The sequence below is a fragment of the Pseudomonas sp. GM74 genome, assembly GCF_000282455.1.
Taxonomy (GTDB): Bacteria; Pseudomonadota; Gammaproteobacteria; order Pseudomonadales; family Pseudomonadaceae; genus Aquipseudomonas.
On record NZ_AKJG01000053.1, the window covers coordinates 1 to 12,048 of the forward strand.

Sequence of the window (12,048 nt, forward strand, 5' to 3'; positions counted from 1 at the left end):
CTGCTACAAAGGGTGTGCCAGGACTGCAATTGTTTTGTGTTTTTGAATAAAAAAGAAATGGAGTTGTACCGATGAAAATGTTTGGCAGGACTCTGCTGACACTGTCCTTATTGGGCGCAATCGCCACCGGCGCCCAGGCCAATGACAAGGTTCTGCGCGTCTATAACTGGTCCGATTACATTGGCCCGGACACCGTCAAGAAGTTCGAGGACGAGACCGGCATCCAGGTGACCTACGATGTCTTCGACAGCAACGAGACCCTTGAGGCACGCCTGCTGGCGGGCAAATCCGGCTACGACATCGTGGTGCCGTCCAACAGTTTCCTGGCCAAGCAGATCAAGGCCGGCGTCTATCAGGAACTGGACAAGTCGAAGCTGTCGAACTGGAAAAACCTCAACCCGGTACTGCTGAAAAATGCCTCCGCGAGCGATCCCGAAAACGCCCATGCCATCCCGTACATGTGGGGCTCGATCGGCATCGGCTTCAACCCGGCCAAGGTCAAGGAAGTGCTCGGCGCCAACGCCCCGACCAACTCCTGGGACCTGCTGTTCAAACCGGAAAACGCCGAGAAGCTCAAAGCCTGCGGCATCAGTTTCCTCGATTCGCCGACTGAAATGATCCCGACCGCCCTGCACTACCTGGGCTACCCGGTGAACGATCAGAACAAACAGCACATCGCCGAAGCACAGGCGCTGTTCATGAGGATTCGCCCGAACGTGGCGTACTTCCATTCGTCGAAATACATCTCGGACCTGGCCAACGGCAACATCTGCGTGGCCGTCGGTTACTCCGGCGACGTGCTGCAGGCCAAGGCCCGCGCCCAGGAAGCCGGGGACAAGGTGAAGATCGACTACAGCATCCCGAAAGAAGGCGCCGCCAGTTTCTACGACATGCTCGCCATTCCCCGCGATGCCGCCAACGTCGAGAACGCGTACCTGTTCATGAAGTTCCTGATGCGCCCCGACGTGATTGCCGACATCACCAACAATATCGGCTACAGCAACGCGAACGCCGCGGCCACGCCACTGGTCGATGAAGCGATCCGCAACGATCCGGGCTCCTACCCGCCGGAAGCGGTGATGGCCACGCTCTATGCCGTGCCGGACCAGCCGATTGCCGTCCAGCGAGTCATGACCCGTGGCTGGACCAAGGTGAAGTTGGGCCAATAATCCAGACCCCCACACTTAATCGGTGGGGGTTCAACATTTTCCGTTCACGCAGCGCCTTACCACCGCTGCCTCTCCTGCAGTAGAACGGCCTCACCTGGCTCCCTCGGCGCAGGTGAAGTTTGGCGCCCTCGGGCGCCTTTTTTATTGGGGATCAATCAAAGGCCATTCGGCCAGTGCCCGATAACGTCCCTTGTGGGATTCGAACAGGGTGAATCGATCAGCCCGCAGGAAGAATTCGGGGGGTGTCGCGGACTCCGGCACCGGCGCCCGATAGTCCCGCGCCAGGGTCAGGTGCGGACGGTATTCCCTTGGCGCTTGCTCCAGGCCGAACGGCAACATCGCCTGTTCCAGGTCATACACCAGGCGCAGCAATGCCGGGGGCGCCTGCTGCGGCGCGAGCACCAGCGCCCCTGCCCTGCGCCACACGTCCACGCGATCCAGCACCACCGTCAGGCGCTCGCCCGGTGTGCGGATGGACGCGGCAGCGGTGCAGATGTCGGCAATCTGCGCCACGCCCACCGCCCCCAAAAACTTCAGCGTCAGGTGAAAGTTTTCCGCTGGCACCGGCCGTCCGTTGCGCAGTTGCAGCGCACTGCGCCACTGCGCTATCTCCCGGCGCTGGACCGGGGCGCAGTTCAGCGCAAAGAACAGACGCTTGAACGGCTCGCGGGATTCGTCGTTCATGCCGGGCACCTCCTGGGAAGACCGCCTGAGTGTACTCAACCCTCGCGTACCGGCCAGCGTATTTATGGCGCTGTGGGGCATGCGCGTTATAGTTCTAGCATCCCGAGATACTGGAGGGGGCCATGCGACAGATCATCAGCAAAGAGCCATGGTGGGCCAGACCGCACGAGCCCGGCCAGGATGAACTCAAACTGGAATGGGGCTGGCTGGTGCACTACAGCGAAGGCGAGCCGCGCTTCGAGTTCATCCGCGAGCGGCCGACGGACGACGAGATCCGCCAGCGCAAGAGTTGCAGGATCACCCCGACGCCGGAGTGATCCCGCGTGCGGCGTCAGGCCTGGAGCAGTACTTCGAACCCGCCGTAGACCATGCGCTGGCCATCGAAGGGCATCGGATTGACGTCCGGCTTCATGCGCGGGTCCTGCATCATCCTGTCCATTCCGGCATTGCGGGTGGGCTTGTCCGGCCAGATGATCCAGCCAAAGGCAACGGTTTCGCCTTCCTTGAGCTTCACCGACATTGGAAACGAGGTGACCTTGCCTTCCGGCACGTCTTCGCCCCAGCATTCGACCACGCTCAAGGCACCGTTTTCCTTGAAGACCGAGGCGGCGATTTTGGCGTGCTTGAGGTATTGCTCACGGTTGGCGGTGGGTACGGCAGCGATAAAACCATCGACATAAGACATGGGTATTTCTCCTTGGGTCATGGGGTGTTCTGCTGGGTAGTCGGTTGCGCTGGCGTCAAATCGACAGTCCCTGCGCTCAAACCGACCGGCGGTGCAGTGCGGTCCGCCAGGCTGCCTTCGATCTGCCCCGCCATGTAAAGCGTGCCGGCCATGACTCCACTGGTCGGGTTCTGCACCAGCTTGAGCCAGGCCTTGTCGAAGGTATTGCCCAGGCTGCTGCGGATCAGCGCCTCACTGTCGGGCCGGTCATTGGCCTGAATCAGTGCGCGAATGCCCGCCACCCCTACCGTGATCAAGCCACCGGCGAGTTTCCCGGCTGCCGCGGCCACGGCGCTGGCGGCTCCGCGCGGGGCCATTTCGGCTTCCATCCGCCGGCTGGCGCGCCTGGCCACCGGTGCCATCGCGGTGTCGGTCGAACCCACGCCCCTGTCGCCGCCGGCCTTGTGGATTTTGTCGATCAGCGCGGCGTAGGCCGGCAAGGTGTTCAGCGGTTCGGTGTGCACGATCTGGTACAACGAGGCGTTCCGCGCCGGGGGTGGCCCGAGGGCGATGGCCGGGATTTTCTGGATGCGCCCGTTAAGCTGGGCCATGGGCACGCCGTGGCGGGTGGAGATCTTCTGCAGTTCTTCCTTGAGGATGTCGACGTAGAACGCCACTGACAGGCCGAGAATCGAATCGGGATCGACTTCCACTGCCACCGGGGCCAGGACCTTCTCCTGATAGGCTTCGAGCAGGTAGGCCGCCAGGCGTTTTTCCGATGCGCCCTGCTCGCCCTTGGCGCTGAGGGTGTACCAGCTGACCTTCATCGACAGCCATTCCTGGGTCCAGTAACTGCTGAACCACGGAATGAAATTCTGTTCGGTCAATTCATAGACCCGTGTGCGCCAGTAATCCATGGCACCGCGGGAGTAGATTCGGGTCTGCTCGGTGGCCGACTGCGACGCGGCGACGATCTCCCGGTCCACCTGTTGCCAGGTGCTGGCAGGAACGATGACCGGCGCCACTTCCACCGGCGCACGCGGCGGCGTGGCGCACCCTGCCAGCACCACCAGCACGGCAATGATCAGCGAACGCAGGTTCAAGATGGCGGCTTCCTGAAGTGTGCACCGGGCGGGATGTCCAGCACTCGAAAACCATGATTCAAGTATAGGTTGCGGCATGTGCCTGGCCGACAGTCGGCGGCACTTTTGAGGCCCTCTTCGCGGGCAAGCCCGCTCCCACAGGTACGTGGCCAACCGCTTTCTGTGGGAGCGGCGGTGCGGCGATCCGACTTGCCCGCGAAGGGGCCAGAGCAGACAGCACAAAAACCACCATCACTGGCGTCGATATTCACCATCGCCGCGATTGCCTTCCGCTTGAACGCCGTCAGCGTAGGATCGGTCCCAAGCCAACACGAAACCCCGAATCGGAGGGGAACCTCATGCTGATCCATCTGCTGACCTGCCTGGCCCTGACGGCGTTCACATTGAGTGTGTTTGCCTGGTACGTCCTGAGCGAGGAGCAAACATCATGATCCACACGGTCACCCTCGCCGTACGTTTTCCGCTGTTCGGCAACAATTTCTACGCTCAGAAATTCGAGTCACGTAAAGAGTTGACTCTGATGTTCGACAAAAATTTCGAGGCGTTGCTGATCCCGGCAGCCGATCATCACTTCAGCAACGAAGTGGTCGGGCTCAATGATCAGTTCCGGTTTTTGAATGACGTGCTGGTCGAGCATCTGCTGGATGTCGAGTTGGCAAAAGGCTCGGCCCGTTCGTTCGGGTTCTGAAAGCGACCGCCGGTCGCCCGGGCACGGATGGCAACCGCTCACAAGGTTCGCTGGCTGTTGCCGATCCCCTTGGCAATATCGATCCCCCAATCCAACGCCGCTTCCATGTCCAGCATGTGCGGCCGTGGGTCGTGGTTTTCATCGATGGCCGATCCGTCCGGCCGATAGACACCGATGAACATGCCCAACGAACCGTCTTTCAATATCTCGGCCTTGACCTTGATGCTGCATCCGTTCGATAGCGTTTCCTTGTGCTCCATATGGCGCTCGGTCATGACTGCACTCCTCCCCTGACTGAATTCAAACCCTACTGGCCATGCTAGCTCAGCCCTCCGGAATGCGCCGATTGGCAGGACCGGAGGCCTGGTCTGACAGCGGCGCAATGCCACCTATACTGAAAACCACCTCCCCCCAGGGGGATCTGCACGTTCAACAATAAAAAGCAGAGGTGGAACATGGTCTGGCAGCAAGTCTACGATCCGTTCGGTAACCCGGTGCTTTCAACGCTCATGGCGGCTGTGCCAGTGGTGGTGATGCTGGCGTCCCTCGCGTTTTTCCATGTCAAGGCGCACCTGGCGGCGTTGCTCGCCCTGGCCTCGGCCTTGCTGATATCGATCTTCGCCTTCGGCATGCCGGCAGGCATGGCAGGTTCGGCGGCGTTGTTCGGTGCGGCCAACGGCCTGCTGCCGATTGGCTGGATCGTGTTGAACATCATCTTCCTGCACCGCCTGACCACCGAGAACGGCTCGTTCAAGGTGTTGCAAGACTCCCTGGCGCGCATCACCGATGACCGGCGCCTGCAATTGCTGCTGATCGCCTTCTGCTTCGGGGCGTTTTTCGAAGGCGCGGCCGGTTTCGGTACGCCGGTGGCAGTGACCGGGGCGATTCTGATCGGTCTGGGGTTTTCGCCCCTCGCCGCTTCAGGGCTGGCGCTGATCGCCAATACCGCCCCCGTGGCGTTCGGCGCCCTCGGCACGCCGATCATCACCCTGGCCAAGGTCACCGGGCTGGATGAAATGGAGCTGTCGATGATGGTCGGCCGGCAGTTGCCCTTCTTCTCGGTGCTGGTGCCGTTCTGGTTGATCTGGGCCTTTGCCGGCTGGCGCAAGATGGTGGAAATCTGGCCGGCGATCCTGGTGGCCGGGGTCAGCTTTGCCATTCCGCAGTTCCTCGTGTCGAACTATCACGGACCCATGCTGGTGGATGTGATCGCCGCGCTGATTTCCATGGCCTGCCTGACCGGTTTCCTCAAGGTGTGGAAACCGGCCACCGTACACACGTCCGCCGCCCTGACCGGCCGGGTGGACAACTCGAAGATCGACGCCGAGCACGACGAAAAGCCTGTACCCACTGCAACCTTTGCCAACGAGGCAAAACCGGCAGTGATGCGGGCGTGGATGCCGTGGCTGATCCTGACGGTCTTCGTGTTCATCTGGGGCACCCAGGGTTTCAAGAACACCTTCGACACCCGCCCCGCCATCGACCCGCAAACCAGTGCCGCCAAGCTCGATCCCCAGGGCAAGCCGATGCGTGAGGCGAACCCCGTGTTTGCGCCGGTCGTGACCTTCACCACCCTGCACTTGCAGGTCGAGAAAGTCCCGCCCGTGGTGGCCGCGCCGAAAACCGAAGAAGCGGTGTACAAGTTCACCTGGTTCACCGCCACCGGCAGCGGCATTCTGCTGGCGGCGATTGTCGGCGGTTTGCTGATGGGCTACTCGATCCCGCAACTGATTCACCAGTACCTGCGCACCCTCTGGGTGGTGCGTTATTCGCTGACCACCATTGCGGCGATGCTCGCACTGGGCTTCCTCACGCGCTACTCGGGGCTGGATGCGACCATGGGCCTGGCCTTCGCCGCGACGGGCATTTTCTACCCGATGTTCGGCACCCTGCTAGGCTGGCTCGGCGTAGCGCTGACCGGCTCGGACACCGCGTCCAACGTGCTGTTCGGCGGCTTGCAACGGGTGACGTCCGAGCAGTTGGGCATCAGCCCGGTGTTGATGGCCGCCGCCAACAGTTCCGGCGGGGTCATGGGCAAGATGGTCGACGCCCAGTCGATCGTGGTCGCCTCTACCGCCACCCGCTGGTACGGCCATGAAGGGGAAATCCTGCGCTACGTGTTCTTCCACTCCATTGTGCTGGCGATCCTGGTCGGTGGCCTGGTGACGCTGCAGGCCTACGTCGCACCGTTCAGCCATATGGTGGTGGGCGGGCATTGAATCGCGTCATTCTGCATGAGCCTGTTCCCTGTGGGAGCGGGCTTGCTCGCGAAGAGGGAGTGTCAGTCGAGGACATTGCCGTCTGACACACCGCTTTCGCGAGCAAGTCGGATCGCCGCACCGCCGCTCCCACAGTGGATGGTGGTACGTCGAGCAGACAACGATCCCATGGACAGCTGAGCCTGACGGGCTAATGATGAAGGTCAGTGGCCTCCAGCGAGAATCGTGATCCCATGAACATTCTCTACGATGAACGCGTTGACGGCGCCTTGCCCGACGTCGACAAACAGGCACTGTTGCAGGCCCTGCAGAGCCGCTTGCCGGGCCTGGAAATCCTGCATCAGCAGGAGGAACTCAAGCCCTACGAATGCGACGGACTGTCGGCCTATCGCACCACGCCAATGCTGGTGGTGCTGCCCCGATCCATCGACGAAGTCCAGGGGGTGCTGCGGGTCTGCCATGAGCTGCGCGTCCCCGTCGTGGCCCGTGGTGCCGGCACCGGTTTGTCCGGCGGTGCACTGCCCCTGGAGAAAGGCGTGCTGCTGGTGATGGCGCGCTTCAACAACATCCTGCACATCGATCCTGCCGCCCGTACTGCGCGGGTTCAGCCCGGCGTGCGCAATCTGGCGATCTCCCAGGCAGCGGCCCCCTTCGGCCTGTATTACGCGCCGGATCCATCCTCGCAAATCGCCTGCTCAATTGGCGGCAACGTCGCGGAAAATGCCGGTGGCGTGCACTGCCTCAAGTACGGCCTGACCGTGCACAACGTGCTCAAGGTCGACATCCTCACCGTCGATGGCGAGCACCTGAGCCTGGGGTCCAACGCCCTCGACGCCCCCGGTTTCGACCTGCTGGCGTTGTTCACCGGGTCCGAAGGCCTGCTCGGGGTGATCACCGAGGTCACGGTCAAGTTGCTGCCCAAACCCCAGACCGCCAAAGTGCTGCTGGCGGCGTTCGATTGCGTGGAAAAAGCCGGGCGCGCGGTCGGCGACATCATTGCCGCCGGCATCATCCCCGGTGGCCTGGAGATGATGGACAACCTGGCGATCCGCGCCGCCGAGGACTTCATCCACGCCGGTTATCCGGTGGATGCCCAGGCCATTCTGCTATGCGAGCTCGACGGCGTTGAAGCCGATGTCTCAGATGACTGCGACCGGGTGCGCCAAGTGCTGCAACAGGCCGGCGCCATCGAGTTGCGCCAGGCCAAAGACGAAGCCGAACGCGTGCGTTTCTGGGCCGGGCGCAAGAATGCCTTCCCGGCGGTGGGCCGCCTCTCGCCGGACTACTACTGCATGGACGGCACCATCCCCCGCCGCGAACTGCCCGGCGTGCTGCACGCCATCGCCGAACTCTCGAACGAATACGGCCTGCGGGTGGCCAACGTGTTCCATGCCGGTGACGGCAACATGCATCCGCTGATCCTGTTCGATGCCAATCAACCCGGTGAGCTTGATCGAGCCGAAGCCCTGGGCGGCAAGATCCTGGAGTTGTGCGTGAAAGTCGGCGGCAGCATCACCGGTGAACACGGCGTGGGCCGCGAGAAGATCAACCAGATGTGCGCGCAGTTCAACAGCGATGAGCTCACCCTGTTCCATGCCATCAAGGCCGCCTTCGACCCCGGTGGCCTGCTCAACCCTGGCAAGAACATTCCGACCCTGCACCGCTGCGCCGAATTCGGTGCCATGCACATACACGGCGGTCAATTGCCCTTCCCCGAGCTGGAGCGTTACTGATGCACGGCCCTGAAGATTTCGATGACAGCCAGTCACTGCTGGAACAGGTCAATCAGGCGCTGGAAAACGCCACGCCGTTGCGCATCCAGGGTTCCAACAGCAAAGCCTTTCTCGGGCGCACCACGGCCGGGGAAATTCTCGACACCCGCTCGCACCGGGGCATCGTCAGTTACGACCCAACTGAACTTGTGATCACCGCCCGTTGCGGCACGCCGTTGTCGCAACTGGCGCAGGTGCTGGACGCCGCACAACAGATGCTGCCCTGCGAACCGCCGTCCTTCGGCGACGGCGCCACCGTCGGCGGCATGATCGCCTGCGGGCTTTCCGGGCCACGGCGCCCGTGGGTCGGTTCGGTGCGGGACTTCATTCTTGGCACGCGGGTCATCACCGGTCAGGGCAAACTATTGCGCTTTGGTGGCGAGGTGATGAAAAACGTCGCCGGCTACGACCTGTCGCGCCTGATGGCCGGCAGTTACGGCAGCCTCGGGCTGATCACCGAGGTTTCCCTCAAAGTGCTGCCAAAACCCCGGCAAGCCTTAAGCATCAGCCTGGAAATGGACGCCGAACGGGCCTTGCTGCGCCTGGCGGAATGGGGCCAGCAGCCATTGCCGATCAGCGCGGCCTGTCACGACGGTTCACGCCTGCACCTGCGGCTAGAAGGCGGTGAGGGTTCGGTGGCGGCGGCCCATGAGCGCCTCGGGGGTGAACGGCTGGAGGCTTGTTGGTGGGACGATCTCAACGAACAACGCTTGAGCTTCTTCGATGAAGACCAACCGCTTTGGCGCCTGTCACTGCCAAACAACACGCCGCTCCTGGCGCTGCCGGGGCGCCAGTTGATCGACTGGGGCGGCGCCCAGCGTTGGCTGAAATCCGATGCCGAAGCAGCGTACATCCGCCAGGTCGTCGACGAGGTCGGCGGCCATGTCACCTGTTTCAGCCATGGTCTGACCGACAGCCCCTTCCATCCGCTGCCCCCGGCGCTGATGCGTTATCACCGCAACCTGAAACAACAGCTCGATCCACGGGGCATCTTCAACCCCGGACGCCTGTACGCGGAGCTTTGAACCATGCAGACAACCTTGAGTGAAAGCGCCAGCCATCTGCCCCGCGCCGCGGAAGCCGAAAGCATCCTGCGTACCTGCGTGCACTGCGGCTTCTGCAATGCCACCTGCCCGACCTATCAATTGCTCGGCGATGAACTGGACGGACCACGGGGCCGTATCTACCTGATCAAGCAGGTGCTGGAAGGCAACGACGTCACGCAAAAGACCCAACAGCACCTGGACCGCTGCCTGTCGTGCCGCAACTGTGAAACCACCTGCCCGTCGGGCGTCGACTACCACAACCTGCTGGACATCGGGCGCGCGGTGGTCGATGCGGCGGTGCCGCGCCCCCTCGGCCAGCGCCTGTTGCGCGAGGGGTTACGGCAGACCGTGCCCCATCCAGAGCTGTTCAAGAGCCTGGTCAATAGCGGTCAGGTGTTCCGCGCGCTGCTGCCCGGCACCCTGCAAAGCAAGTTGCCGCGCAATGTCTACCCGGCCAAGCCGCGGCCCATGACCCTGCGCGAGCGTCAGGTGCTGATGCTCGAAGGTTGCGTGCAGCCCAGCCTGTCACCCAACACCAATGCCGCGGCGGCGCGGGTGCTGGACCGGCTGGGGATCAGCGTCATCGCGACCCGCGAAGCCGGTTGCTGCGGCGCCGTGGACTACCACCTGGACGCCCAGGCCGCTGGCCTCGACCGTGCCCGGCGCAACATCGACGCGTGGTGGCCGGGCATCGAAAAAGGCGCCGAGGCGATTGTGCAGACGGCCAGCGGTTGCGGCGCTTTCATCAAGGATTACGGCCATCTGCTCGCCAGCGACCCGGCCTATGCCGACAAGGCAAAAAAGGTCAGTGAGCTGGCCCGGGACCTGGTGGAGGTGTTGCGCGACGAACCGCTGGAAAAGCTCGGCATCCACGCCTCTCAACGCCTGGCCTTCCATTGCCCCTGCACCTTGCAGCACGGGCAGAAACTCGGCGGTGCCGTGGAAGCGCTGCTGACCGGACTCGGTTTCACCCTGACGTCCGTCCCCGACGGACACCTGTGCTGCGGTTCGGCGGGCACCTATTCGCTGACCCAGCCCGAACTGTCGCGACAACTGCGCGACAACAAGCTCAACGCCCTGGAAAGCGGCCATCCCGAGATCATTGTCACGGCCAACATCGGCTGCCAGTCGCACCTCGATGGCGCGGGGCGAACCCCGGTGCGGCACTGGATCGAACTGGTCGAAGCCGCCCTGCCTTAACCAATCCCTGGAGATACCCATGAACAGCAAAGCCGTCTTGAGCCAGGCCGAAGTCGGCCTGATCCTTGCCGCCGCCCACGCCGAAGCACAAGCCAATCAATGGGCCGTGACCATAGTGGTAGTCGATGACGGCGGCCACCCCCTGGCCCTCGAACGCCTCGACGGCTGCGCGCCGAGCAGTGCCTACATCGCCACCGAAAAGGCGCGCACCTCGGCCCTCGGCCGGCGCGAATCGAAAGGTTATGAGGACATGGTCAACGCCGGGCGCTACGCTTTCCTGTCAGCACCGCTGCTGACTTCGCTGGAAGGCGGCGTACCGATCATTGTCGATGGCCAGGTGATAGGCGCTGTCGGGGTGTCGGGCGTCAAGCCAGAGCAGGATGCGCAGGTAGCGAAGGCTGGGGCGCAGTGCCTGAAATGAGATTTTGGCATCACCCTAGATCCCTGTGGGAGCGGGCTTGCCCGCGATGGCAGAGGAACATTCAACATAGATGTTGAATGTAATGGCCTCATCGCGGGCAAGCCCGCTCCCACAGGGTCCGTGTTCAACCTTCTGTGAGGAGTTGCACCGATGCCCCGTCTAACTGCCAAAGACTTTTCCCCGGAACTGCTGGAACTCTACGACTACTACGCCCACGGCAAGATCAATCGCCGGGAGTTTCTCGACCGCGCAGCATTGTTCACCTTCGGCAGCATGACCGCCGGTGCCCTGCTCGCCGCGCTCAGCCCCAACTATGCGCTGGCCGAGCAAGTCGAGTTCACCGATCCGGACATCATTGCCGAGTACGTCACCTACCCGTCGCCCAAGGGCCACGGCCAGGTTCGCGGTTATCTGGTGCGTCCGGCCAAAGCCACCGGCAAGGTGCCGGCGGTGGTGGTCGTGCACGAAAACCGCGGACTCAACCCCTACATCGAAGACGTGGCCCGTCGTGTGGCCAAGGCCGGTTTCATCGCCCTGGCCCCCGACGGCCTGACCTCGGTCGGCGGTTATCCCGGCAATGACGACAAGGGCCGCGAGCTTCAGGCGAAGGTCGACCCGGAAAAGCTGATGAACGACTTTTTCGCTGCCGTCGAGTGGATGATGAAACACCCCGCCGCCACTGGAAAGGTCGGCATCACCGGGTTCTGCTACGGCGGTGGCGTGACCAACGCCGCCGCCGTGGCCTATCCGGAACTGGGGGCCGCCGTGTCGTTCTATGGCCGTCAGCCTGCGGCCGAGGAAGTGCCCCGGATCAAGGCCCCGGTGATGCTGCACTACGGCGAACTGGATACGCGGATCAACGAAGGCTGGCCCGCCTATGAGAAAGCCTTGAAGGCCGGGGGCAAGACCTATGAGGCCTATATCTACCCGGGCTGCAATCATGGTTTCCACAACGATTCGACGCCGCGTTATGACGAGGCGGCGGCCAAGCTGGCGTGGGAGCGGACGTTGGGGTGGTTTAAAAAGTATCTGGTTTGAAGTACTCGGCCAGCAGGGGCGGCCCCTTCGCGGGCAAGCCCGCT

At 62.8% G+C, this 12,048-nt stretch carries 13 protein-coding genes; 9 read left to right on the forward strand and 4 right to left on the reverse strand.

What is annotated here, in order from left to right; genetic code table 11:
• The first annotated feature begins 71 nt into the window (after positions 1 to 71).
• Positions 72 to 1,169, forward strand: a complete 1,098-nt coding sequence (locus PMI34_RS15615) for a polyamine ABC transporter substrate-binding protein (protein ID WP_008049585.1) — start codon at positions 72 to 74, stop codon at positions 1,167 to 1,169.
• A gap of 141 nt (positions 1,170 to 1,310) precedes the next feature.
• On the opposite strand, the gene thpR is transcribed toward PMI34_RS15615, so the two are convergent.
• On the reverse strand, positions 1,311 to 1,853 hold the full coding sequence (thpR, locus tag PMI34_RS15610; RefSeq protein ID WP_008049590.1) for an RNA 2',3'-cyclic phosphodiesterase: 543 nt from the start codon (positions 1,851 to 1,853) through the stop codon (positions 1,311 to 1,313).
• Between the two features lie 122 nt (positions 1,854 to 1,975).
• On the opposite strand from thpR, the gene PMI34_RS15605 reads away from it, so the two are divergent.
• Entirely contained in the window at positions 1,976 to 2,170 is a 195-nt protein-coding gene (locus tag PMI34_RS15605; protein WP_008049591.1) for a hypothetical protein, read from the forward strand.
• 14 nt (positions 2,171 to 2,184) lie between these two features.
• Here the strand turns inward: PMI34_RS15605 and PMI34_RS15600 are convergent, their stop codons facing one another.
• Entirely contained in the window at positions 2,185 to 2,538 is a 354-nt protein-coding gene (locus PMI34_RS15600; RefSeq protein ID WP_008049592.1) for a DUF1428 domain-containing protein, read from the reverse strand.
• A 17-nt stretch (positions 2,539 to 2,555) separates the two neighbouring features.
• The gene (locus PMI34_RS15595; protein ID WP_008049593.1) at positions 2,556 to 3,620 is read right to left on the reverse strand and encodes a hypothetical protein; all 1,065 of its coding nucleotides are present in this window, start codon (positions 3,618 to 3,620) and stop codon (positions 2,556 to 2,558) included.
• 427 nt (positions 3,621 to 4,047) lie between these two features.
• Between PMI34_RS15595 and PMI34_RS15590 the strand changes: the two genes are divergently transcribed.
• Positions 4,048 to 4,308 carry a hypothetical protein gene (locus tag PMI34_RS15590; RefSeq protein ID WP_008049595.1) on the forward strand — a complete coding sequence of 87 codons (261 nt, stop codon included), beginning with the start codon at positions 4,048 to 4,050 and terminating at the stop codon, positions 4,306 to 4,308.
• A 38-nt stretch (positions 4,309 to 4,346) separates the two neighbouring features.
• Here the strand turns inward: PMI34_RS15590 and PMI34_RS15585 are convergent, their stop codons facing one another.
• Entirely contained in the window at positions 4,347 to 4,583 is a 237-nt protein-coding gene (locus PMI34_RS15585; RefSeq protein WP_008049596.1) for a hypothetical protein, read from the reverse strand.
• Between the two features lie 180 nt (positions 4,584 to 4,763).
• Between PMI34_RS15585 and PMI34_RS15580 the strand changes: the two genes are divergently transcribed.
• From PMI34_RS15580 to yghX, 6 genes are all read left to right on the forward strand, one after another.
• Positions 4,764 to 6,527 (forward strand): L-lactate permease, encoded by a 1,764-nt coding sequence (locus PMI34_RS15580; protein WP_008049597.1) that lies wholly within the window; start codon positions 4,764 to 4,766, stop codon positions 6,525 to 6,527.
• Positions 6,528 to 6,760: 233 nt separating this feature from the next.
• Positions 6,761 to 8,260: a glycolate oxidase subunit GlcD gene (gene glcD / locus PMI34_RS15575; RefSeq protein WP_008049598.1), complete on the forward strand. Its 1,500-nt coding sequence runs from the start codon at positions 6,761 to 6,763 to the stop codon at positions 8,258 to 8,260.
• Positions 8,260 to 9,324, forward strand: a complete 1,065-nt coding sequence (gene glcE / locus PMI34_RS15570) for a glycolate oxidase subunit GlcE (protein WP_008049599.1) — start codon at positions 8,260 to 8,262, stop codon at positions 9,322 to 9,324. The genes glcD and glcE overlap by 1 nt, the downstream gene beginning before the upstream one ends.
• A 3-nt stretch (positions 9,325 to 9,327) precedes the next feature.
• Positions 9,328 to 10,545: a glycolate oxidase subunit GlcF gene (gene glcF, locus PMI34_RS15565; RefSeq protein WP_008049600.1), complete on the forward strand. Its 1,218-nt coding sequence runs from the start codon at positions 9,328 to 9,330 to the stop codon at positions 10,543 to 10,545.
• A gap of 19 nt (positions 10,546 to 10,564) precedes the next feature.
• Positions 10,565 to 10,966, forward strand: coding sequence for a heme-binding protein (locus tag PMI34_RS15560; protein WP_008049601.1), 402 nt, complete (start codon positions 10,565 to 10,567; stop codon positions 10,964 to 10,966).
• 150 nt (positions 10,967 to 11,116) lie between these two features.
• Positions 11,117 to 12,004, forward strand: coding sequence for a YghX family hydrolase (gene yghX, locus PMI34_RS15555; RefSeq protein WP_008049603.1), 888 nt, complete (start codon positions 11,117 to 11,119; stop codon positions 12,002 to 12,004).
• Positions 12,005 to 12,048 lie beyond the last annotated feature (44 nt).